Here is a 23,192-nt window from a genome sequence, read left to right as displayed (position 1 = left end):
CGCCGCGCGGACCTCCGCGCGGCGGGCGGCCCGGCCCCCAGGGGCTTCGCCCGGCCCGCGGCCGGGGCGTCCTACGCGCGCGGGCGGCCCATCGCGCGGAACGTCCAGCCCGCCGCGCGCCACAGGTCGGCGTCCAGGGCGTTGCGGCCGTCCAGGATGACCCTCGCGTTCACGACCTCGCCCAGCTCCTTCGGGTCGACCTCGCGGAACTCCCGCCACTCGGTGAGGTGGAGCACCACGTCCGCGCCGCGCGCGGCCTCCAGGGCGCTGTCCGCGTAGCCGAGCGTGGGGAAGACGCGGCGGGCGTTGTCCATGCCCTTCGGGTCGTACACGGTGACCTGGCCGCCCTGCAGGTGGATCTGCCCGGCGACGTTCAGCGCCGGCGAGTCCCGCACGTCGTCCGAGTCGGGCTTGAAGGTGGCGCCGAGCACCGCGACCCGCTTGCCGAGGAACGTGTCGCCGCCGAGCGCCTCGCGGGCCATGCCGACCATCTGGCCGCGGCGCCGCATGTTGATGGAGTCGATCTCGCGCAGGAACGTCAGCGCCTGGTCGGCGCCGAGCTCGCCCGCGCGGGCCATGAACGCCCGGATGTCCTTGGGCAGGCAGCCGCCGCCGAAGCCGATGCCGGCGCGCAGGAACTTGGCGCCGATCCGGTCGTCGTGGCCGATGGCCTCCGCCAGCTTGGCGACGTCGCCGCCGGCCGCCTCGCAGACCTCCGCCATCGCGTTGATGAAGGAGATCTTCGTGGCGAGGAAGGAGTTCGCGGCGGTCTTCACCAGCTCGGCGGTCGGGAAGTCCGTCACGACGAACGGCGAGCCCTCGCCGATCGGCACCTCGTACACCTCGCGCAGGACCTTCTCCGCGCGCTCGCTCTCCACGCCGGCGACGATCCGGTCCGGGTGCAGCGTGTCCTGCACGGCGAAGCCCTCGCGCAGGAACTCCGGGTTCCACGCCAGCTCCACGTCGACGCCCGCCGGGGCCCGCTCCGCCAGGAGCCGCGACAGCCGCTCCGCGCTGCCGACCGGCACGGTCGACTTGCCGACGACCAGCGACGGCTTCCTCAGGTGCGGGGCGAGCGCGCCGAACGCCGCGTCGACGTAGCTCATGTCGCAGCCGTACTCGCCGTGCTTCTGCGGTGTGTTCACGCAGACGAAGTGCACGTCGCCGAAGTCGCCGACCTCCTCCCAGGAGGTGGTGAAGCGCAGCCGCCCCGTGGACCCCTCGATCCCGGCGACGTGCCGGTGCAGCAGCTCCTCCAGCCCCGGCTCGTACATGGGGACGCGGCCCCGCGACAGCATCTCGATCTTCTCGGGGACGATGTCGAGCCCGAGCACCTCGAAGCCCATCTCCGCCATGGCCGCTGCGTGGGTGGCGCCGAGGTAGCCGGTGCCGATCACGGTGATCTTCAGGGCCATGTGTGCTGCTCCAGTGCTGTACGTGCCGGGAATGCGTCCCGAGCATAGTCGGGCGCCGCGCAGGGCAGGGATCGGGCGGCGCGTCGGCTGTCGGCAAGCTCACGTGATCCCCACATATGCCGGACGGACCGCCGCCCACTAAAATTCTGGTTACTTAACGGTAGTTAGCACCGCAGCTCAGGGGAGTGAGACAGACATGGCGGGAACGCCTGACTTCGACCTGTACCGCCCGTCCGAGGAGCACGACATGCTCCGGGACACCGTCCGCTCGCTCGCCGAGGCCAAGATCGCGCCGTACGCCGCCGCGGTGGACGAGGAGGCCCGCTTCCCGCAGGAGGCGCTGGACGCCCTGGTCTCCTCCGACCTGCACGCGGTGCACGTGCCCGAGACGTACGGCGGCGCGGGCGCGGACGCCCTCGCGACCGTGATCGTCATCGAGGAGGTGGCCCGTGTCTGCGCCTCCTCGTCCCTGATCCCGGCCGTGAACAAGCTGGGTTCGCTGCCGGTGATCCTCTCCGGCTCCGAGGAGCTGAAGAGCAAGTACCTGGGCCCGCTCGCCAAGGGCGACGCGATGTTCTCGTACTGCCTGTCCGAGCCGGACGCCGGCTCCGACGCGGCGGGCATGAAGACGAAGGCGGTCCGCGACGGCGACTTCTGGGTCCTCAACGGCGTGAAGCGCTGGATCACCAACGCGGGCGTCTCCGAGTACTACACGGTGATGGCCGTCACCGACCCGACCAAGCGCTCCAAGGGCATCTCCGCCTTCGTCGTCGAGAAGTCCGACGAGGGCGTCTCCTTCGGCGCCCCGGAGAAGAAGCTCGGCATCAAGGGCTCCCCGACCCGCGAGGTCTACCTCGACAACGTCCGCATCCCCGCCGACCGCATGATCGGTGAGGAGGGCACCGGCTTCGCCACGGCGATGAAGACCCTGGACCACACCCGCATCACCATCGCCGCCCAGGCCCTCGGCATCGCCCAGGGCGCCCTCGACTACGCCCAGGGCTACGTCCAGGAGCGCAAGCAGTTCGGCAAGCCGATCGCCGACTTCCAGGGCGTGCAGTTCATGCTCGCCGACATGGCGATGAAGCTGGAGGCGGCCCGCCAGCTCACCTACGCGGCCGCCGCCAAGTCCGAGCGCGTCGACGCCGACCTGACCTTCTTCGGCGCGGCCGCCAAGTGCTTCGCCTCCGACGTGGCCATGGAGGTCACCACGGACGCCGTCCAGCTCCTCGGCGGCTACGGCTACACCCGCGACTACCCGGTGGAGCGCATGATGCGCGACGCCAAGATCACCCAGATCTACGAGGGCACCAACCAGGTCCAGCGCATCGTCATGGCCCGCAACCTCCCCTGACGGGGACCTCGCACGTCGGCCCCTGCTCCGGCGGTCCGGTGAGCCGGCCACGGCCTCCCGTCCGCCAGAGCCCGCCCGCCGGAGCCCGTTCCGGCCCGTTCCCGGACATCACCCCGGGGGAGTCCCGGGCGGGCGACGGGGGCGGAAGGGCGCCCGACCTGCGGAAGCACAACGGCCTCCGGCACCGCGCCGGGGGCCGTTCGCGTGCGGGCCGCCGGGCAGTCCGACGGAAGTCCCGGCCGTGCGGGCCGGAGGCCCCCCGCTCTACGCGTAGGGCCGGATGCCCACCACGACTTTCATGTCGAAGACGTTCACCCCCGCTGCGGACGGCAGGCCCAAGGCCCGGTCGAGTACGCGGCCCAGGGGGCCGCAGCCACTGGTGCCCGGGGCGGCGAACCGCGCGTCCCGGGCACCGAAGGCGACGACCAGGGGGTCCTGGGATATCACCCGGGTGGGGTCGGTGTCCTTGAGCACCAGGTGGACCGCGTCCCCGTCCCCGCCCACCGAGCAGCCCGGTGAGGGCGCGGCGGGCAGTCCGTGCGCCCGGCCTATGGCGAACGTGAGGGCGAACTCGCCGCGCCGGGTCTCGTCGGACAGGAAGTCCGAGAAGCCGCCGTACCGCGGGGTCAGGGTCAGCGGAGTGCCGCCCACACGGATCGGCGCGGCGGTCATCCCGCCGAAGACCTGGCGGAACTCGCCGCCCACACGGCCTTCCGCGAAAGCGATCCTCATGGGCTCGGCGAGCGGCTCGTCGACGGTGCCCATGCGCAGACGTCCCGTGGCGTGCATGACCTCGCAGCGCCAGGTCCCGGGGTCGGCTCCCACGGGCAGTTCGTCGACGGCCGGGCAGGCGGAGAAGTCGAACGCGGGCAGGGTCGCGGTCCGGTCGGCCCCGTGGGCGGGCGCGGCGCCCAGGGTGAGTCCGGTGAGCAGCACCCCCACGGCAACGCTCGTGAAGCGGCGGGCGCGGTTCGAGGTCGTTCGGTTCGGCGTCATGCGGAACAGCTTTGCAGAGATTTCTCTGCAGAACAAGGTCTGCAGAGAAATCTCTGCAAGTCGGGTAGACTGCCACCATGACGGAAGAGCGGAAAGCGCACGACGCGGCACGGCGCACGGTGGACAGCCCCGAGGTGCTCAAGGCCCTCTCGCACCCCTTGCGCCTGCGCGTCCTGCGCCATCTCGGCGCGGTGGGCCCGGCCACCTCGACCACGTTGGCCGCCGCCCTCGGCGAGAACACCGGGACGCTCAGCTACCACCTGCGCATGCTGGAGCGCAGCGGCCTCATCGAGGACATACCCGAGCGCTCCACCGGGCGGGAGCGCTGGTGGCGCGGGGTGCGCGGCCTCGACATCCGCAGGCCCCCGCAGGACGAGCTGACGGAGGCCGAGCGCGCCGTGTCGGCCGAGCTCGACCGGATGAGGGCGGAGGAGGACGTCGAGCTCGCCCGGCGGTTCGCCGCCGGACAGGCGGAGTCCGAAGGCTGGATGCGGGGTTCGCGCAGCCTCACCCACCTCACGAAGGGCGAGCTGGACGCGTTCCACGACGACTACCTGGCCCTGCTCGCGCGCTACGCCCGCGGCCCCGAGGACGCCCCCGACGACGCGCGGCCCGTCCTGCTGCGCTGGTTCGGCCTGCCGGCCGACTGACCGGCGGCAGGTCGTGGCCCCGGCGGCACTCACCCGCGCGGTGCCGCGACGGTCGGACGCCGCCGACGGCCCGGTCACCCGCGAAGGTGGGAGGGACCGGGCCGCGGGCGGCGCGCGCCGGGCCCTCCCGTATCCGAGGGGGAGCCGGGGGTGTTCCTCACTCCTCCCCGGGGCCCCGCTCCCACAGCTCGAAAACGTCGGGGACGGGTGGGAGGCAGGGCGCGCACCCGGGGCAGGCGTAGACGCTCCAGCCGGGCCCGGAGTTCTGGTGGACCACGGAGACCAGCACGGGGGAGTCCGTGATCCGGTCGCAGCGCACGCACATGCGGACCGGCCGCCGGGGCGCCGCCCCGCTCACCGGGCGGCTCCCAGCCCGTGCAGGTCCCGCTCGTCGAGGTCGACGCCGAAGTCCGCCGCGAGGACGAGGGCGACGCGCCGCCACGCCTGCCGGTGTCGCGCCTCGTGGGCGGCCAGGTACGGGCGCACCAGCGCCGTCTCCTCCCCGTCGAGCGGGCCGCCCAGTCCGTACGGGGAGCGCGGCGCCGGAAGTCGCCAGGCGCCCGGGCCCGGCCGGGGCGACCGTGCGGCGCCGACCGGGCCCGCGGGGCGCGCCCCGGCCCGGCGCCTGCCGGTGCCGGGTGCGAACAGGTCCAGGACCAGGCGTGTGAACGCGTGGATAATGCTCATGTCGTCAGCTCCTCGAAAGCTGGTGGCCGCGCCCCCGGACGGCTCCATCCGTCGCGGGGGTCTTCTGTCGCTCCTGACTGTACGCCACTTGGTACGTCATAGCACGTCCATGTACGTGAAGGGACGTAATGGCGCGACCTATGTTGACCTGGGATGACCACTTAGGCTCCAGGTCATGATCGAGATCGACCGCGAGAGCATCACCCCGATGTATCTGCAGCTGGCATCCGCCTTGCGGGAACGCATCAGGAACGGCGACATCCCGGTCGGCCGCCGCATCCCCTCCCACTACGAGCTGGAGCAGGAGACGGGCGGTACGGTCAGTCGCCGGACCATCAAGTCCGCCATCGAGGTGCTCCAGGCCGAGGGCATCGTGCAGGGCGTCCAGGGCAAGGGCGTGTTCGTCATCGCGAAGCCCGGCGGTCCCGAGGGCGGAGAACCCACGGGCTGACTCGCCCACCGGCTTGCGCGCCCCGCAAACTGACGGCACGTACGAAGGCCCCGGCGTCCGAGGACGCCGGGGCCTTCGTACGTGCCGTCAGTGTCAGGCCGCCGTGCGGACCGACGGGCGGCGGCTGGCGATGACCTTCCTCGCCAGGGAGCGCGGGCTGGTCAGGAAGCCGAAGCCCCACGACATGTGCATCGTCGCCAGCGCCACCGGGATCTGCAGCCGGGCCTTCAGCGACAGGCCCCTGCCCGCCGGCACCGAGCCCAGGACGATCGCCGCGAGGTAGCCGCCCGGGACGACGAAGCCCAGCGGCGTGAGCGTGGCGCCCACGACGAGACCGGCCGCGATGGCGCAGACGGCCGTCGGCGGGGCCAGGTAGCGCAGGTTGATGGAGCCCTGGTGGTAGCGGGCGACGACGTGGCGCCAGCGGCCGTAGTCCTTGTACTGCTTGGCCAGCGCCCGTACGGACGGCCGCGGCCGGTACTGCACGCGCAGTTCGGGGGAGAACCAGATCAGCCCGCCGGCCTCGCGGATGCGGAAGTTCAGCTCCCAGTCCTGCGCGCGGATGAACTCCTCGTTGTACCCGCCCTGCTGCTCCAGCGCCTCGCGCCGGAACACGCCCAGGTACACCGTCTCCGCCGGGCCCGCCTCGCCGCCCGTGTGGAACGCGGCGTTGCCCACGCCTATCCGGGACGTCATCGCGGCGGCGACGGCGTCCTCCCAGGCGTTCTCGCCCTCGGCGTGCATGATGCCGCCGACGTTCTGCGCGCCGGTCTCCTCCAGCAGCCGCACCGCCGTCGCGATGTAGTTCGGCGACAGCATGCCGTGCCCGTCGACGCGCACCACGACCGGGTGGCGCGACGCCCTGATCGCCGCGTTCAGCGCGGCGGGCGTGCGGCCCGACGGGTTGGGGACGGTGTGCACGCGCGGGTCCTCGCGGACCAGCTCGGCGGCGATCTCGTCGGTGCGGTCCGTGGACGGGCCGAGCGCGATCACCACCTCCATCTCGCCGTCGTACTCCTGCTCGAGGATGTGACGGACCGCGTTGCGAAGATGCCGCTCCTCGTTGAGGACCGGCATGATCACGGAGACCGGGGGCAGGGACATGGCTCCTCGGAGGTGCGTAAGGACGTCCCGGGGCGGCGACGGCCCCGGAGGCCCGGGGGGCGACCCCCGGCGGGCGGACAGCGGTAACGCCCGCCACGTTACCGCGAACGGGCGACACCGGTGCGCGCCGCCCAGGGTGGTGCGGCCGGCCGCTGATCGTATGGGCCTACTGTGGCGATCCCCCCATCCGCCCGCGGAGGTGTCCTTCGTGCCCACGCCGCCCCGCCGACCCGCACGACCGGTCCCCCGACCGCCGGCCCGCGGTGCGCGACGGCCGGCGGCGCCCGGGGCCGGACGGCCCGCGGCGCCCGGGGCGGGGCGGTCGGAGCGGCGGTCCCGCGGACGGGGGGCCCGGTGGGGGACGCGGCTGGCGACGGCCCTGTCCGTCCTGGTCCTCGCCGCCGGCGGCGTCGGCCACGCCGTCGTCACCAGCCTCGACACGGGCATCGGCCGGGTCGACGCGTTCAAGGACATGAAGAACCGCCCCGCGCCCGGCCACGGCACGAACATCCTGCTCGTCGGCACGGACGGCCGCGACGAGGTCACGCCCGCGGACAAGGCCCGCTACCGGCTCGGCGGCGCCCCCTGCCGCTGCACGGACACGATCATGCTGGCGCACATCTCGGAGGACCGCCGGCGCGCCAGCCTGGTGTCCCTGCCCCGCGACTCGTACGCCGAGCTGCCCGAGCACACCGACGCGACCACCGGCGAGCGCCACGCCGGCCACCCGGTCAAGCTGAACGCCGCCTACGCCGAGGGCGGCCCCAACCTCACCGTCCGCACCGTGGAGCAGATGACCGGCGTGAAGATCGACCATTACCTGGAGGTCGACTTCACCAGCTTCATGCGCACCGTCGACGCCCTCGGCGGCGTCCGGATCTGCACCGACCGTCCCGTGAAGGACCCCTACACGGGCCTGGACCTGCCCGCCGGGACGCACACCCTCGACGGCGGCAGGGCCCTGCAGTACGTGCGGTCCCGCCACGTCGACGGGGCGTCCGACCTGGGGCGGATGCAGCGGCAGCAGCGGTTCGTCGCCGCGCTGATCGACCGGGCGGCGAGCAGCGGCGCGCTGTTCAACCCGGTGCGGCTGCGCGACGTCCTCGACGCGATGGCCGGCTCGGTCCGCGCGGACCGGGGGTTCGGCACGGAGGAGATGCTGGCGCTGGCCAGGGCTATGCGCGGCTTCACGACGGCGTCGTCCGAGTTCACGTCCGTACCGGTCGGGGCGGTGGGCGTGCGGATCGACGGCGTCGGGTCGACGGTGAAGTGGGACGCCGTGCAGGCGCAGGAGCTGTTCGAGTCGATCCGCCGGGACCGCCCCCTCACCACCCGCCCCGCCGGGCCGGCGTCGCGCCGCGGGGTCGTCGACGTGCCGCCCCGGGACGTCCGGGTCCAGGTGTACAACGGCACCCGGGTCCGCGGCCTGGGCGCCCGGGTGGACGCCGCGCTGCGGGCGACGGGCTTCGACACGACCCGCACCCCGTACAACGCCGACCGGCAGGACGCGAAGCGGACCGTCGTCGCGTACGACCCGGCCTGGGACCGCTCGGTGAAGTCCCTCGCGGCGGCGCTGCCCGGCGCCCGGCTGATGGCCGTGCCCGGTCAGGGGCCGCTGATGAAGGTCACGGCCGGCGCGGACTTCACGGAGGTGCGCCGGGTGCGGGCGGAGGACCCGGCCCCCGCGCCGCGGCCCGGCGGGGGGTACGAGGCCCTCACCGGCGACCAGGTCGTCTGCTCCTGAGAGGGCCCGGGGCGGCGCTCAGTCGTCGATGCCCTCCGCCGCCCGGCGCTCGCGCAGCTCCTTGATGGCGCGGCGGCGGGCCAGCCGGTGGGTGCGGCGGATCTGGGCCTCCTGGTAGCGGCGCTTGTCCCGCTCGGTCTCCGGGAGCACCGGCGGTACGGGACGGGGCTTGCCGTCCGCGTCGACGGCGGCGAACACCAGGTACGCCGAGCCGACCTGGGTGGCCGCCGTGGACTCGTTCCACCGCTCGGCCAGCACCCGCACGCCGACCTCCATGGAGGACCGGCCGGTCCAGTTGACCTGCGCCTTCACATGGACGAGGTCACCGACGCGGACGGGCTCCAGGAAGACCATCTCGTCCATGGAAGCGGTCACGGCGGGCCCGCCGGAGTGGCGGCCGGCGACCGCGCCCGCCGCGTCGTCCACCAGCTTCATGATCACTCCGCCGTGCACGGTGCCGAGCAGGTTGGTGTCGTTGCCCGTCATGATGTGGCTGAGCGTGGTGCGGGACGCCGAGGTCGGCTTGCCCTCGGGGATGGCCTGATCTGTCATGCCCTCCACCATATGCCCGAGGTCGGGAAGGTCCGCATTGCATCAGCTTGGCTACAGCGGAGCCCCGATTTCCCACCCGCCCTGTAAGGACCGCGCGGGCGCGCGGCACACTGTTGCGCATGAATGACTGGCCTGAAGGATGGTCCGGCGGCCGTGACGCGCGTCACGGCCGCGGCAGCGCCGACGCCCAGCCCGAGGGCGCCCGCGTGATGCCCCACGTGCGGCCCGGCTCCGTACCGCCGCAGCAGCGGCAGGGGTACGACGACGTGGCGGGCCACACCGCGCCGTACGACAGCGGCTACAACACGGGCCAGGTCTACGGCATCCCCCGCGACGGCGGCCACGGCGGGGCGCCGGGCGGGGGCGGCGGCCGCGGCCCCGGCACGCCGCCCCCGCCGCCGTACGGCCCGGGCGCGCGCTCCGCGCCGAACTGGGGCCGCCGCATCAAGGTCGGCTCGATCACGGTCGCGGTCGTCGTCCTGGCCACGACGATCGGCACGTACTTCTGGGCCGACGGCAAGATGCGCCGCGAGGTGGACCTCTCCAAGGTCGTCGAGCGCCCGCAGGAGGGCGACTGCACCACGTACCTCATCGTCGGCTCCGACAGCCGCGAGGGCATGACCGCCGAGGACAAGAAGCGCCTGCACACCGGCTCCGCCGACGGCAAGCGCACCGACTCGATGATGATCCTCGCCGCCTGCGGCAGCGGGAACACGATGATCTCCCTGCCGCGCGACTCGGACGTGGAGATCCCCACGTTCGTCGGCTCGGAGTCCGGCAAGACGTTCAAGGGCACCGGCCGCCGCGTGAAGCTGAACGCGGCGTACGCCGAGGACGGCCCCGAACTGCTCGTCCGCACCGTCGAGCACAACACCGGGCTGCGCATCGACCACTACGCGGAGATCGGTTTCGCCGGCTTCGCCAACATCGTCGACGCGCTCGGCGGTGTCGAGCTGACCATCGACAAGGGCTTCAAGGACAAGAAGTCCGGCGCCGACTTCAAGGCGGGCAAGCAGACCCTCGACGGCGAGCAGGCGCTCGCGTTCGTCCGGACCCGCTACGCCTTCGCCGAGTCGGACCTGGCGCGGACGAAGAACCAGCAGAAGTTCCTCGCGGCGCTCGCCAACCAGGCGGCGACGCCGGGCACGGTCCTCAACCCGTTCGCGCTGTACCCGACACTCGGCGCCGGCCTCGACACGCTCATCGTCGACAAGGACATGTCGCTGTTCGACCTCGCCGAGATGTTCTTCGCGATGAAGAGCGTCAACGGCGGTGACGGGAAGTCGATGAACATGCCCGTCTCCGGCAGCCGCGGCGGCAACCTCGTCTGGGACAGGACGAAGGTGAAGGAGCTGGTGCGCCAGATCCAGAACGACGAGAAGGTCACCGTCACCGGGAACTGACCCTCCGCCGGTACGGGGCGGGGCCGGCCACCCGGGGGTGGCCGGCCCCGCCCCGTCACCGCACGGGCCCCTACCAGTCGTACTGGTAGGGCTTGTACACGTCCATGCAGTCGGCCTTGGCGCCGTTGGAGTTCTCGGCGTCCGGCGGCAGGTCGCCGGCCTTGGGGTCCTCCTGCCGCGGGAACGCGTCGCCCTCGCGCCAGTCCGCACCGACGGTCAGCCTCAGCCCGTCCACGTCGCCGGCGGCCCGCACCGCGCCGGCCGGCAGGCCGATCGCCTTCGCCACGGACAGCGCGTCCGCCCTGCCCTGCGCGCCGGACGACGTGGGGTAGGCGAGGACCGTCTCCGCCGCGGGCTCCGTGGCCCGGGAGGCGTCGGCCCGGGTGAAGCCCTTGCCGCGCAGCACCTCGGCGATCCCGCCGGCGCGGCCCTTCACCGCGTACCGCCCCTCCGCCCCGGTGCCGTTGACGACCGTGACGGCGAGGGAGGACGGCGCGGCCGCGGCCGGACCGGTCTCCTTCGGCGCGGCGGTCGGCTTCGGCTTCGCCGCCGGCCCGCCGTTGGCGTCGAAGGGGACGTCCTCGCGGAGCATCCGCCAGATCCGCTGCGCGGAGTCCTTCACGGGCAGCAGGTGCGCGCGGTTCTGCGGGTCCTCGACCGTCGGCAGCGTCGTCATGGTGATGCGGTTGGTGGGGACGTCCTTCAGCTCCATGGCGAGGTCGAAGAGCTTGCTCACCGTCCCGAGCTCCTCGGACACCTTGATCGCCTTCGTCCCGGCCTCCGCGAGGTCGGTGATCCGGCCGGTGTCCGTGAACGCGTTCTGCGCCTTGAGCTGGCGCAGCATCGCGTTCATGTACATGTGCTGGGCGCGGGCGCGGCCCTGGTCGTTGAAGAACGCGTGCCGGGTGCGCAGCCACTGCAGGGCCTGCTCGCCCTTGACGTACGTCTCGCCCTTCCTCAGCTTCAGCCCGGAGCCGCCCGGGACCTGCGGGGTCGGCCGGTCCCACACGCCCTGCTTGACGCACACCGGGACACCGCCGACCGCGTCGGCCATCCGCACCACGCCGGCGAAGTCGACCATCATCCAGTGGTCGACGTAGACCCCGGTCAGCTTCTCCCACGTGGTGAGGGTGCAGCCGGGCCCGCCGCGCTGCAGCGACTCGGTGATGATCCGGTTGGTCGGCGGGTACTCCTCGCCGGTCTCGTCGTCCCTGCAGGCGGGGATGTCGACGCGGGTGTCGCGCGGGATGCTCACCACGGCGGCGCTCCTGCGGTCGGCGGAGACGTGCAGCAGCATCTGGACGTCGCCGCGCGGCTTGTCGCCGACGGTGTCCTTGGCGCCGCCGAGCGCCAGGTTCTCCTTGGAGTTACGGCCGTCCGCGCCGATCAGCAGGATGTTGAGCGGGGTGTGGCCGGACGCGTCGGGCGCGGCCTTCTCCACCCCGCTGTCGCCGCCGCTGCGGCCGCCGCTGCGGATGTTGCCGTTGAGGTGCTCGATGTAGAGGTACCCGGCGCCCGCGGTGGCGAGTATCAGCAGCGACACCACCGAGGCGATCCAGCGGAACACCCGCCGCTTGCCGCCGTCGGCGCGCCGCCGCGGCCGCCGGCCGCCTCCCGCGCCCCGCGTGCCGGGCGCGGCCCCGCCGCCCTTCCCCCCGTCCGGGCCGCCGCCGCCCGCGCGCCGGGCGCGGCGCCCGGTGCCGGGCGCCGCGCCGGTACCCGTACTCGTGGCGTCGTCCGTCGCGACGGCGCCGCCGCCGGTCCGGTCGTCCGCCGGACCCGTTTCGCCGGGACCGTCGCCTCGGTCCCGGTCACGGGCGCTTCGGGCGTGCGGGACGCCGTTTCGCGTCCCCTCCCCACGCACGCTGCTGTGTCCCACCCATGTCTCCCCTGTTGATCAGGTCCGCGTCACTTCGCGCACACCTGTTTGTCCGCCGCCATCGCACCCTCCGGCGCCTTCGCCGGACCGGTGAGGGGGACGCCCGCGCCCTTGAAGTCCCTGCCGAGGGTCAGCTTCATCGGCTCGCGCTCCCCGGCGTCCGCCGTGCCCTGCTTCAGTGCCGTCGCGGGCAGCCCCATCAGGTCCGCGAGCGCGCGGGCCTGGTCCGCCTGGTTCGGCGCGTACTCCAGCGTCGTCTTCTCGACCTCCGCCGGGGCGTTGGCCTTGTTCGCCGACTTGAGGACGCCCGCCGAGTTCTGCAGCCAGACGATCGTCGCCTGGGCCCCGCCGCGCATCCCGCTGCCGTTGTATACGTCGACGCGCACGTCGGAGGGCTCGGCCCGGGGGCCCTTGAGGAGCGCGGCCTGCGCCTCCTTCTCGGCGTTCTTGGCGTCCTTCTCCTTCTGCTCCACCTCGCTGAGCGAGATGTCGTTCTGGATGATCGAGAAGAGCGACGGGGCCTTCGCCTCGTCGAGGACGACCGTCGCCTTGATCCTCTCGGCCGGGTTGTCGAGCACCGGGACCGTGGCGAAGGTGATGTTCTTCGGGTCGACCTTGGCGATCTCCATGCCCAGTTCCTGGAGCTTCTTGACGCTGCCTATGCCGCTGTCGACGGTGAGCGCCTTCGTCGCCGCGTCCGCGAGGTCCAGCAGCTTCGACGGGCTGGTCAGCGTGTCGCTCGACTTCATCTTGCGGAACATCGAGCCCATGAACTGCTGCTGGGTCTGGATGCGGCTCAGGTCGCTCTTGTTGCCGAACGCCTGCCGGGTGCGGACGAACGCCAGCGCCTGCTCGCCCTCGATGGTGCTCGTGCCCGCGGGCAGGTCCAGTCCGGACTTCTTGTCCTTCACGGGCTGCTCGACGCACACCTCGACCCCGCCGATGGCCGACGACAGCGTCTTCACGGCGTTGAAGTCGACCATCATGAAGTGGTCGACGGGGACGCCGGTGAGCTTGTGGACGGTGGCCATGGTGCAGCCCGGGTTCCGGTCCATCTGGCCGAGGCTGGTGTTGAACCGCACGCCGCTCTGGGCGGGGATCTTCTTCTCCGAGCCGTCCTCGGCCTTCGCGGTGCACTCGGGGATGTCGGTGATCAGGTCGCGCGGGATGGACAGCGCCGTGGCGTTCGTCCGGTCCTTGGAGACGTGCAGCAGGATCGTCGTGTCGGCGTGGCCGGGGCTGTTCTTGTCGCCGTAGCCGGAGTTGCCGTCGCCGGTGCGCTTGTCGGTGCCGATGACCAGGATGTTGATGGCCTGGTCCTTCTTGAAGCCGCTGCCACCGCCCGCGCCCGCGATGTCGATGGTGCTGAGGTTCCCGTCGAGCCGCTCGTACAGGTAGTAGGCGACGGCGCCGGTGGCGAGGAGGACGAAGGCGGTGACCCCGCCCGTCCACATGAGCGCCTTCTTCGTGCGGGTCTTCTTGTCCTTCGCCTTCGCCTTCCCGCGGCGCCGGCCGGCCGCGGCTGCGGCCGGGGCCGCGCCGCGGCGACCGCCGCCGCCCTGCGCGGGCGGTTCGGCGGACCGGCGCCTGCGCTGCCCGGGGACCTCCGCCGCGCGGCGCCGGGAGCCCGTCGGCGCCTCCTCGGCCGAGGAGGCCGGCGCGGGGGCGGGCGAGGACGGCTTGCGGGCGGCACGGCGCCCCCGGGGGGGTGTGGTCCCGGTGTGGGGGGAGGGGGTCGGTGGCTGCCCTTCGGAGTGTTCCAGTCGCAGTTCGTAGTTGCCGGTCTGCGGGTTCAACACCCACTGGTCGGCGGGGTCGATGCCCTCCGCCCCTCCACGGCTGTGCGCGTCCACGGTCGCCTGAATCCTCCGTCGGTGCCACGCGAGGCGCCCCTCCCCCATCGGGCGCTCGGTCTTTCGATCCACGGGTGCGCGTCCTGCTCGGTCGCTCGCACCGGATCGCGTCACACTATCCGCCCAGTTCAACGCGGGTCGACGTCCGTGACAAATTCCACGTCCCTTACAAGCGGGCATTCCGCCCAATCGTCATACTCCGCCGCCCCCGTCACGACTTTCCTCACATCTCCCTGTGGGTCCCCTGTGGTCCCGCGCACTAAGGGCACGCGTTCACGGCCGCGTTGGTCCCGGTGAACGTGGGCACCGGCGCGGGGGACGCGGAACCGCCCGGCGACGCGCTCGCGCTGGGCGCTCCGGTCGGCCCCCCGGTCGCCGGCGTCGAGGGCGACGCCCCGCCGCCGTCCCGCTCGGCGGCCGGGACGACCGCCACCGCCGCGTCCGCGCGCAGCCGCTTGAACAGCCGCCCCGCGTCCGGCTGTACCAGTTCGTCACGGTTCGGATCGGCATGGTACGGCTTCCTGGGAACCGTCAGGAACTGCACCTTGTCGGTGGGTACGCTGCGCAGCCGCCGCGCCAGGTCGTACAGGTCCTTCAGCGAGTCGAGCCCCGGATCCGTGGTGAGCGACCGGGTCGCCGCGTCCAGGACCGGGTACAGCCGCGCCGGGTTGAGCAGGACGCCGTTGCTCTGCATCTTCGTCACCAGCGCCCCGAGGAACTCCTGCTGCCGGTTCATGCGCTCGGTGTCGCTGCCGTCGCCGAGCGACTTGCGGGCCCGTACGTAGCCGAGGGCCTCCTCGCCGTCGAGCGTCTGCGGCCCGGCCGGCAGCCTCAGCCTGGCGTCCGGGTCGTCGATCGGCTCGCGGACGCACACCCGTACGCCGCCGACCGCGTTCACCATGTCCTTGAAGCCCCGGAAGTCGATCACCATGTGGTGGTCGACGCGGATGCCGGTCAGCTTCTCGACCGTACGGATCGTGCACGCCGTCCCGCCCAGCTGGAACGCCAGGTTGAACTGGGCGAACCGCGGCGCGGACCGCTTGCCCGCGCCCGTGCGGCAGTCCGGGACCTCCACCATCAGGTCGCGCGGGACCGACACGGCCGTCACGCCGTGGCCGCGCGCCGACAGGTGCAGCAGGATCGTGGTGTCGGACCGCTGCGTGCCCTGGTCCTGCCCGTACTCGGCGTTCTCCCCGGCCCGGCTGTCGGAGCCGATGAGCAGGATGTTCCGGCCGCCGCGCGGGACGGGGGCGGGGCGCTCCCGTTCGTAGCGCTTCAGCTCGGCCACCGCCGTCGCGTCGGTGGTGATGTTGCCGTCGAGCTTGCGGTACAGCCACCAGCCGGCGCCGGCCGCCGCGAGGACGACGAGGGACGAGCCGAGCGCCGCCCAGCGCAGCCACACCGGCCGGCGACCGGCCGGGGTGTCCGGGTCGGGGGGAGTGCCGGCGGTGTCCGTCACGTCGTCAGTCCGTCCTTCGAGGCGTCGGCGGCACCCAGCGCGGCCGTCGCGTGGTGAGACGGCCGAACCCCGCGCGGGGTTGCGCGCCCGGTGAGGCGTACCGCCGATGATGTACCGGAGAGGTCCCCGGGACCCGGCGGACTCGGCACGCCGTCCGCCGGACGGGTGGACGGCGGCGTGCCGGGTGGCCCCGGGCCGGCCGGCTCAGGGCCGGGTGGTCCCGGACCGGGTGGCTCCGGGTCGGCCGGCCCCGGGCCGGGTCAGGCGGTGACGGCCCGGTCGGTGACGCGCTCGCTCTCGGCGCGCGCGGCCAGCGCCTCGGGCGCCAGCCGGTCCAGGTGGCGGCACAGGACGACCGAGCCGCCCGCCGCCAGCGGCGCGTACAGCCCCGCGGCCACGCCGTCCCAGGAGTCCCAGGCCAGCCCGGACAGCAGGCGCGAACCGGGCCCGAGGCCGCGCCGGGCCGCCTCCGCGCGCGCCCGCTCGACGAGCTCGGCGCCCGTCAGCTCCGTACGCCCGCCCGCGCGGTCGCGTACGGCGAGGGCGGGGGCGTCCGGGGCGACGGGGACGTAGGGGGCGAACCGGTCGCCCTGGCTCGGCACCTCGACCGCGTAGTCGTCGTAGCCGGCGGGCGGCGCGGGGAAGCGGCGGCCCAGCGGGGCGAGCGACAGGGCGAGGCGGCCACCGGAGCAGGCCAGGCCCTCGTCGAGCCGGTCGGGGCCGGCCACCACGTGGTCCGCGGCGGCCGGATCGCCGTCGAGGTCGGCCACCACGCCCACGGACGCGCAGGCGAGCAGCCAGACGGCGGTCTGCCAGTGCGCGGGCAGCAGCAGCGCGACCCGCTCGCCGGGCTCGGCGGAGAGCCCGTCCTGGAGCAGGTTCGCCGTCTTGGCCACCCAGTTGGCGAAGGTGGCCACCGAGAGTTCGACGCGCTCACCGGTGGCGTCGTCGTAGTACGTGACCAAGGGGCGGGCCGGGTCCGCGGCGAGCGCGGATCGCAGCAGGTCGGCAGGGGTGCGGTCGCTGGCGTTCACGCGGGCAAGGGTACGCGGGCGGGGTGGGCGCGGCGGGGCCGAGCGGGTGACCCCGTCCTCCGGACGGGTCGACGGGGCGTCAGGGAATCCGAGAAGCGCAACTCTGGTGAAATGTCCAGTATCTGGCTATGCGTTCCATTCGAGTTCCCTTGATCGGCGTAGCGGTCGCGGTCGCCACCGCCTCCGGCTCCGCTCTCGCGCTGCCCCTGCCCCTGTCCGCGTCGGCCGTCGCCGCACCCGCGGCGGGCGACGCGCCGGATCCCGGTTCCACCCGCTCCCTGCCCCTCGTGCCGCTCCCCGACGGCGAGCGCAGCGCGGCCCCCGGCACCCCCGCGGCCCAGGGCCTCCCGCGTCGGGACGTCGAACCCTTCTCGCTGGTCGGCGTCGTCTGGGAGGAGCCCGACACCGAACTGCACGGCACCGTCCAGGTGCGTACGCGGTCCACCGCGACCGGCGCCTGGTCGGCCTGGCAGGACCTGGAGACCCACCAGGGGGACCACGCCGCCGACCCCGGTACGGCCGAGGCCCGTTCGGGGGCGGTGCGCGGCGGGACCGCCCCGCTGTGGGTGGGCGACTCGGACGGCGTCGAGGTGCGCGTACGGCCCGAGGCGCCCGACGAGCGCGGCGCCGCGGCGCCGGCCCTGCCGCGCGGCCTGCGCGTCGAACTGGTCCACCCGGGCGGCGGGCCGGCCGACGGGGCACGGCCCCCGCAGGACCTGCGGGACGCCCCGCACGACGACGCGCCCCACGACGACGCCCCGCAGGCCGACCCGGACCCGGACGCGGACGAGCCCGCCGACGAGGACACCGGCACCACCGACCCGGGCGGCGAGGAGGACGGCACCGCCGACCCGGCGGACGAGGAGACCGGCGCCGACGAGGACACCGGCGAGGGCACCGGCACCACCGACCCGGTGGACGAGGGCCCGGCCAATCCCACGAACGCCGGCCAGGGCGCCGTCCTGCTCAGCCCGGAGGAGTCCGCCGCCTCGGCCGTCAACGCCGACCTCGTCGCCCTCGGCGCCGTGGAGATCCCGGAGCTGTCCAAGACCGAGACCGAGGAGGACCTGCCGAACACCACCGCCGCGAAGCCGTACATCGGCCCGCGCCCGCGCATCGTCACCCGCAAGGGCTGGGGCGCCGACGAGAAGCTACGCGAAGCGAACTTCCTCTACAGCAAGTCCGTCCAGGCGGCCTTCGTCCACCACAGCGCCACCGGCAACAACTACACCTGCGCCCAGGCGCCCTCCGTCCTGCGCGGCATCTACCGCTACCACGTCCAGAGCATGGGGTGGCGCGACCTCGGCTACAACTTCGCCGTCGACAAGTGCGGCACCATCTACGAGGGCCGCGCGGGCGGCGTGGCCAAGCCCGTCCAGGGCGCCCACACCCTCGGGTTCAACAACAACACCACCGGCATCGCGGTCCTCGGATCGTTCTCCTCCGCCACCCCGCCCGCCAAGGCCGTCACCGCCGTGTCGAAGCTGACGGCGTGGAAACTGGGCCTCTACGGGAAGAACCCGCTCGGCAAGAGCACGCTGACGTCGGGCGGCGGAAACCTGTACAAGAAAGGCACGAAGGTCCAGCTCAACACCATCTCCGGGCACCGCGACGGCTACTCCACCGCCTGCCCCGGGGCCAAGCTGTACGGCAAGTTGGGGACGATCCGCTCCACCGCCGCCGGGTACCAGGGCAGGCCCTGACCCGGGCGCCGTGTCGAACCGTCTGTCCAGGTCTGCCTAGGATCTGCCTACACTGCCTGGTCGTGCCGATCATATGAGCGACCTCCGGACGGGGCCGGAGCACCGGATCGGGCACCACCCCACGACCGGCCCAGCAGGAAGCAGAGACGACAGGTGACAGAAGCGATCCTCCTGGTCGGCGGCAAGGGAACCAGGCTGCGACCGATGACGGTGAACACGCCGAAGCCGATGGTCCCCGCAGCGGGTGTGCCGTTCCTCACGCACCAGCTCGCCCGGGCCCGCGCGGCGGGCGTCGAGCACATCGTGCTGGCGACCTCGTACCTGGCCGAGGTGTTCGAACCGTACTTCGGCGACGGGTCGGCACTCGGGCTCCACCTCGAGTACGTCACCGAGGTGGAGCCGCTCGGCACCGGCGGCGCGATACGCAACGTCGCCTCGCGGCTCACGTCGGGGCCGGACGAGCCCGTCCTCATCTTCAACGGGGACATCCTCACCGGCCTCGACATCCGCGCCCTGGTCGACACCCACGAGACCTCGGGCGCCGACGTCTCCCTGCACCTGACCCGGGTCGAGGACCCGCGGGCGTTCGGGCTCGTCCCCACGGACCCCACCGGGCGCGTCACGGCCTTCCTGGAGAAGCCGCAGACCCCGGAGGAGATCGTCACCGACCAGATCAACGCCGGCGCGTACGTGTTCCGCCGGTCCGTCATCGACACCATCCCCGCCGACCGGCCCGTCTCCGTCGAGCGCGAGACGTTCCCCGGCCTCCTCGCGGACGGCGCCCACCTCCAGGGCATGGTCGACTCCACGTACTGGCTCGACCTCGGCACCCCGCAGGCGTTCGTCCGCGGCTCCGCCGACCTCGTCCTGGGCCGCGCCCCCTCCCCGGCCGTGCCGGGCCGCTGCGGCGACCGCCTGGTCGTGGACGGCGCGACCGTCGCCCCGGACGCCAAGCTCACCGGCGGCACGGTCGTCGGCGCGGGCGCCACGGTCGGCGAGGGCGCCCGGATCGACGGCAGCGCCGTCATGGCGGGCGCGGTCGTCGAGCCCGGCGCGGTGGTGACCGACTCCCTCGTCGGCGAGGGCGCCCGGATCGGTGCCCGCACCGTGCTGCACGGCGCGGTGATCGGCGACGGCGCGCACGTGGGCGCCGACAACGAACTGCGCGACGGCGTCCGCGTCTGGTGCGGCGCCCGCCTGCCCGACGCGTCGGTGCGCTTCTCCTCCGACCAGTAGCGGAAGCCCGTCCGGGGCTACCCTGGCCGGGACCCGAACGTCCCGCACCGCACCCTGGAGCCCTCGTGGCCGGCCGCTACGCCCCCCGCCCCCGGCGCGCCCCCGCGCCCGGCGGGACGGGTGTGCCCGCGGCCCCTCCCGGACCGCCGCGCACGGCGACCGGACACGCCACGGGCGTGGCGGCCGGGCACCCCGCGCACGTCCCGGGGCCGGTTCCGGCCGGGCACTCCACGTCCGTCCCGGCACCGGCACCGGCACCGGCACCGGCCGGGCACGCCCCGCGTGTCCCGGCACCGGTCCGGGCGGGCGCGTCGGCGGCGGGGTCCCGGCGGCGCGGCTGGGTGCCGCCGTGGCCACTGGACCTCGGACTCACCCTGGGCCCGCTGCGGCGCGGCCCCGGCGACCCCACCTTCCGGGCCACGCCCGACGGGGCGTTCTGGCGGACGTGCCGCACTCCCGAGGGCCCCGGCACGCTGCGGATCACCGCGTGCGGCGGTGCCGTCGAGGCCGAGGCGTGGGGGAGCGGCGCGGACTGGCTCCTCGACCGGCTCCCCATCCTGCTCGGCGAGCAGGACGACCCGGACGCGTTCACGCCCCGCCACCGCCTCCTCGCCCTGACCCGGCGCCGCCGCCCCGGACTGCGGCTCGTGCGCACCGGGCTGGTGATGGAGTCGCTGATCCCGTCGATCCTGGAGCAGAAGGTCACGACGGACGAGGCGTACCGCGCGTGGCGGCTGCTGGTGCGCGCGTACGGCGACCCCGCGCCCGGCGCCCCCGCCGGCCTCCGCCTCCACGTGGTGCCGGAACCCCGTACGTGGGCGCGCGTCCCGTCCTGGGAGTGGCACCGCGCGGGGGTCGACGGCAAACGCTCGGCGACCGTGCTCCGCGCCGTGCGGGTCGCGCCCCGCCTGGAGGAGGCGGCCGGCATGGCGCCCGAGGACGCCCGGCGCCGGCTGGAGCTGGTGCCCGGCATCGGCGCGTGGACGTCCGCCGAGACGGTCCAGCGCAGCCACGGCGCGCCCGACGCGGTGACGACCGGCGACTACCACCTGCCCGGCATCGTCGGCCACGCCCTGGCCGACCGCCGGGACGCGGACGACGCGGAGATGCTGGAACTGCTGGAGCCGTACGCCGGACAGCGGCACCGCGCCGCCCGGCTGATCCTGCTCAGCGGCCGTACCCCGGCCCGCCGCGCCCCGCGCATGACACCGCGCGACATCGCCCCCCTCTGACCCCTCCGCCCACCACCCGCGACGGACGGCCCGGCGACGGACGGCCCAAGAGGAGCCGAGAGGGACCGAAGAGAGCCGACCGCCCGCGACGGCCGGCCCGCAGCGAACCACCCGGCGCGCCCCGCGACCCGCGGCCCACACCGCACGTCCGCGATCCGCACCGCACGTCCGCGGGCCCTCACCGCACGGTGAGGAAGTCCTCCGGGTCCCGTCCCGGCCGGGGCTTCGCCGGCTCGGCGGGCCGCCCGATCGCGACCGCGCCCATCGGGTCCCAGTCGTCCGGCAGGCCCAGCACCTCCCGCACCACCTCACGGCAGAACATCGTCGACGACACCCACGCCGAACCGAGCCGCTCGCCCGCCAGCGCCACCAGGAAGTTCTGCACCCCGGCGCCCGCCGCGACCACGAACATCTCCCGCTCGGCGGTGTCCCGGCGCGCGTCCCCGTAGTGGTGGGCGCCGTCCGTCACCAGGCACGGCACCACCAGGTACGGGGCGTTCCGCAGGACGTCGCCGCGGCGGACGCGCCGGGCGACGGCCTCCTCGTCCCGCCCGTCCCGCCGCAGGTCCGCGATCCACGCCTCCCGCATGGCGTCCAGGAGCCGGACCCGCGACGCGGCGCTCTCCAGCAGCACGAACCGCCAGGGCGTCGTGTGGTGCGGCGCGGGCGCCGTCACCGCCGCGGCCACCGCGCGCCGTACGGCGCCGGGGTCGACCGGGTCGTCGGTGAACGCCCGCACGGTGCGGCGCTGTGCGACCGCCTCGCGTATCGCCTCCGACGTGCCGAGCCGGAACATGTCGCCGTCCGCGCCGCGCACCAGCGCCCGCGCGCCCGGGTCGTCCCCGCCGTCCCCGGTCACCAGGTGCGGCAGGCCGCGCACGACGGCGACGGGCCGCCCGGCCGCCTTGCCCTTGACCAGGTCGCCGGCGGCGGCCAGCTCGTCCGCGCTGGCCACGACGGTCGCGACGAGCGGGTTGCCGTACGCGTCGGTGCCGCCCCGCAGGTCGTCCAGGACGCGCACCCCGGCCGCGCCGATCGCGACGTCCGTGAGCCCGCTGCGCCAGGGCCGCCCGAACGTGTCGGTGACGACGACGCCGACGTCGACGCCGAGCAGGTCGCGCAGCCCGGCGCGCAGGGCGCGGGCGGACGCGTCCGGGTCCTCGGGCAGCAGCAGGACCGTCCCGGCGGGGGTGTTGGACGCGTCGACGCCGGCCGCGGCCATCACCAGCCCGTTGCGGTTCTCCACGATCCGCAGCGTGCCGCGCCGGGCGACGACGCGGACGGTCTCCGCGTCGATGGCCGCCTCGCGGTCCTCGGCGGCGACGATCCGCCCCTCCGCCTTGCTCACGATCTTCGACGTGACGAGGACGACGTCACCGTCCGCGAGGTCCGGCTCGGCGGTGGCGATCAGCGCGGCCAGGTCGTCGCCCTTCGCGACCTCCGGTATCCCGGCCGGCGCCCACACCCGGTACGAAGCGGTCATCCGCGTACCTCCTCGGCGAGGGCCAGCGCCTCGCGGGCCATCGCCGCGGCCGCGTCGACGTCGGTCATCATCAGCGGCACGGCCCGGCAGCGGATCCCCGCGGCCTCCACCTCCGGGACCGCGGCCGCGTCGACCGTGTCGACGAGCCAGCCGTCCAGCAGCCCCGAGCCGTAGTGCCGGGCGACCGCGCCGGCCGTCGCCTCCACGCCCACCGCCGCGAGGACCTTGTCGGCCATGCCGCGCACCGGGGCGTTCCCGACGATCGGGGACAGGCCCACGACGGGGACGCCGGCCTCCGCGATGGCCTCCCGGACGCCCGGCACGGCGAGGATCGTGCCGATGCTCACCACCGGGTTGGACGGGGGGAACAGCACGACGTCCGCCTCGGCGATCGCCTCCAGCACGCCGGGCGCGGGCTTGGCCTGCTCGGCGCCGACCGGCACGACCGCGTGCGCGTCGACGGAGGCGCGCAGCTTCACCCAGTACTCCTGGAAGTGCACCGCCCGCCGCTCGCCGTCGAGCTCGACCGCGACGTGCGTCTCGACCCGGTCGTCGGACATCGGCAGCAGCCGCACGCCGGGACGCCACCGGTCGCACAGCGCCTCGGTGACGGCGCTGAGCGGATAGCCGGCGCCCAGCATCTGCGTACGGACGATGTGCGTGGCGAAGTCGCGGTCGCCGAGGCCGAACCACTCGGGGCCGACCCCGTACGCCGCGAGTTCGCTCTTGACCGTGAAGGACTCGTCCGCACGGCCCCAGCCCTGCTCCTCGTCGATGCCACCGCCGAGGGTGTACATCACCGTGTCCAGGTCGGGGCAGACCTTCAGCCCGAAGAGATGGATGTCGTCACCTGTGTTGCCGATGACCGTGATGTCCGCGTCGGGCGCGGCCCGCTTGAGGCCGCGCAGAAAGCGGGCACCGCCGATGCCACCGGCCAGAACCACCATGCGCATGCGG

The 23,192-nt window shown here is 74.0% G+C and carries 20 protein-coding genes; 8 read left to right on the top strand and 12 right to left on the bottom strand.

Annotation, left to right across the window (positions count from 1 at the left end; all coding sequences use genetic code 11):
* Positions 1–71 precede the first annotated feature (71 nt).
* Positions 72–1,415 carry a UDP-glucose dehydrogenase family protein gene (locus IE106_RS10460; RefSeq protein ID WP_189532344.1) on the bottom strand — a complete coding sequence of 448 codons (1,344 nt, stop codon included), beginning with the start codon at positions 1,413–1,415 and terminating at the stop codon, positions 72–74.
* Between the two features lie 196 nt (positions 1,416–1,611).
* Between IE106_RS10460 and IE106_RS10455 the strand changes: the two genes are divergently transcribed.
* Complete coding sequence (locus IE106_RS10455) at positions 1,612–2,769, top strand: acyl-CoA dehydrogenase (protein ID WP_189532342.1); 1,158 nt, start codon at positions 1,612–1,614, stop codon at positions 2,767–2,769.
* Between the two features lie 264 nt (positions 2,770–3,033).
* Here the strand turns inward: IE106_RS10455 and IE106_RS10450 are convergent, their stop codons facing one another.
* On the bottom strand, positions 3,034–3,765 hold the full coding sequence (locus tag IE106_RS10450; protein WP_189532340.1) for a hypothetical protein: 732 nt from the start codon (positions 3,763–3,765) through the stop codon (positions 3,034–3,036).
* Positions 3,766–3,842: 77 nt separating this feature from the next.
* Here IE106_RS10450 and IE106_RS10445 point away from each other — a divergent pair, with 77 nt between their 5' ends.
* Positions 3,843–4,415, top strand: coding sequence for an ArsR/SmtB family transcription factor (locus tag IE106_RS10445; protein WP_189532338.1), 573 nt, complete (start codon positions 3,843–3,845; stop codon positions 4,413–4,415).
* Positions 4,416–4,572: 157 nt separating this feature from the next.
* On the opposite strand, the gene IE106_RS10440 is transcribed toward IE106_RS10445, so the two are convergent.
* Complete coding sequence (locus IE106_RS10440) at positions 4,573–4,773, bottom strand: hypothetical protein (protein ID WP_189533245.1); 201 nt, start codon at positions 4,771–4,773, stop codon at positions 4,573–4,575.
* Positions 4,770–5,102 (bottom strand): hypothetical protein, encoded by a 333-nt coding sequence (locus tag IE106_RS10435; RefSeq protein ID WP_189532336.1) that lies wholly within the window; start codon positions 5,100–5,102, stop codon positions 4,770–4,772. The genes IE106_RS10440 and IE106_RS10435 overlap by 4 nt, the downstream gene beginning before the upstream one ends.
* A 175-nt stretch (positions 5,103–5,277) precedes the next feature.
* Here IE106_RS10435 and IE106_RS10430 point away from each other — a divergent pair, with 175 nt between their 5' ends.
* Complete coding sequence (locus IE106_RS10430; protein ID WP_189532334.1) at positions 5,278–5,553, top strand: GntR family transcriptional regulator; 276 nt, start codon at positions 5,278–5,280, stop codon at positions 5,551–5,553.
* A gap of 93 nt (positions 5,554–5,646) precedes the next feature.
* Here IE106_RS10430 and IE106_RS10425 read toward each other — a convergent pair whose 3' ends face one another.
* A complete protein-coding gene (locus IE106_RS10425; RefSeq protein ID WP_189532333.1) occupies positions 5,647–6,657 on the bottom strand; it encodes a glycosyltransferase family 2 protein in 1,011 nt (336 codons plus the stop codon).
* A 208-nt stretch (positions 6,658–6,865) separates the two neighbouring features.
* Here IE106_RS10425 and IE106_RS10420 point away from each other — a divergent pair, with 208 nt between their 5' ends.
* The gene (locus IE106_RS10420) at positions 6,866–8,401 is read left to right on the top strand and encodes an LCP family protein (protein WP_373295932.1); all 1,536 of its coding nucleotides are present in this window, start codon (positions 6,866–6,868) and stop codon (positions 8,399–8,401) included.
* Positions 8,402–8,419: 18 nt separating this feature from the next.
* Here the strand turns inward: IE106_RS10420 and IE106_RS10415 are convergent, their stop codons facing one another.
* On the bottom strand, positions 8,420–8,953 hold the full coding sequence (locus IE106_RS10415; protein WP_189532328.1) for an acyl-CoA thioesterase: 534 nt from the start codon (positions 8,951–8,953) through the stop codon (positions 8,420–8,422).
* Between the two features lie 119 nt (positions 8,954–9,072).
* Here IE106_RS10415 and IE106_RS10410 point away from each other — a divergent pair, with 119 nt between their 5' ends.
* On the top strand, positions 9,073–10,356 hold the full coding sequence (locus IE106_RS10410; protein WP_189532326.1) for an LCP family protein: 1,284 nt from the start codon (positions 9,073–9,075) through the stop codon (positions 10,354–10,356).
* 70 nt (positions 10,357–10,426) lie between these two features.
* Here IE106_RS10410 and IE106_RS10405 read toward each other — a convergent pair whose 3' ends face one another.
* From IE106_RS10405 to IE106_RS10390, 4 genes are all read right to left on the bottom strand, one after another.
* A complete protein-coding gene (locus IE106_RS10405; protein ID WP_229840258.1) occupies positions 10,427–11,923 on the bottom strand; it encodes an LCP family protein in 1,497 nt (498 codons plus the stop codon).
* A gap of 341 nt (positions 11,924–12,264) precedes the next feature.
* Positions 12,265–14,088 carry an LCP family protein gene (locus tag IE106_RS10400; RefSeq protein ID WP_189532323.1) on the bottom strand — a complete coding sequence of 608 codons (1,824 nt, stop codon included), beginning with the start codon at positions 14,086–14,088 and terminating at the stop codon, positions 12,265–12,267.
* Between the two features lie 259 nt (positions 14,089–14,347).
* Positions 14,348–15,547, bottom strand: a complete 1,200-nt coding sequence (locus IE106_RS10395; protein ID WP_189532321.1) for an LCP family protein — start codon at positions 15,545–15,547, stop codon at positions 14,348–14,350.
* A 260-nt stretch (positions 15,548–15,807) separates the two neighbouring features.
* Positions 15,808–16,581: a TIGR03089 family protein gene (locus IE106_RS10390; RefSeq protein ID WP_189532318.1), complete on the bottom strand. Its 774-nt coding sequence runs from the start codon at positions 16,579–16,581 to the stop codon at positions 15,808–15,810.
* A gap of 128 nt (positions 16,582–16,709) precedes the next feature.
* On the opposite strand from IE106_RS10390, the gene IE106_RS10385 reads away from it, so the two are divergent.
* The 3 genes from IE106_RS10385 (at position 16,710) to IE106_RS10375 (ending at position 20,752) form a co-directional block, all read left to right on the top strand.
* Entirely contained in the window at positions 16,710–18,284 is a 1,575-nt protein-coding gene (locus IE106_RS10385) for a peptidoglycan recognition protein family protein (RefSeq protein WP_189532316.1), read from the top strand.
* Between the two features lie 153 nt (positions 18,285–18,437).
* On the top strand, positions 18,438–19,520 hold the full coding sequence (gene manB / locus IE106_RS10380) for a mannose-1-phosphate guanylyltransferase (RefSeq protein WP_189532314.1): 1,083 nt from the start codon (positions 18,438–18,440) through the stop codon (positions 19,518–19,520).
* Between the two features lie 65 nt (positions 19,521–19,585).
* Positions 19,586–20,752: a DNA-3-methyladenine glycosylase family protein gene (locus IE106_RS10375; protein ID WP_373295931.1), complete on the top strand. Its 1,167-nt coding sequence runs from the start codon at positions 19,586–19,588 to the stop codon at positions 20,750–20,752.
* A gap of 178 nt (positions 20,753–20,930) precedes the next feature.
* Here IE106_RS10375 and IE106_RS10370 read toward each other — a convergent pair whose 3' ends face one another.
* Both IE106_RS10370 and cofD read right to left on the bottom strand, forming a co-directional pair.
* The gene (locus tag IE106_RS10370) at positions 20,931–22,235 is read right to left on the bottom strand and encodes a coenzyme F420-0:L-glutamate ligase (protein ID WP_189532310.1); all 1,305 of its coding nucleotides are present in this window, start codon (positions 22,233–22,235) and stop codon (positions 20,931–20,933) included.
* Entirely contained in the window at positions 22,232–23,188 is a 957-nt protein-coding gene (cofD, locus tag IE106_RS10365) for a 2-phospho-L-lactate transferase (protein WP_189532308.1), read from the bottom strand. The genes IE106_RS10370 and cofD overlap by 4 nt, the downstream gene beginning before the upstream one ends.
* Positions 23,189–23,192: the final 4 nt, after the last annotated feature.

This window comes from Streptomyces roseolilacinus (assembly GCF_014649335.1).
Taxonomy (GTDB): Bacteria; Actinomycetota; Actinomycetes; order Streptomycetales; family Streptomycetaceae; genus Streptomyces; species Streptomyces roseolilacinus.
Note: the sequence above shows the minus strand (reverse complement) of the source record. Positions and strands in the feature narration are given on the sequence as shown.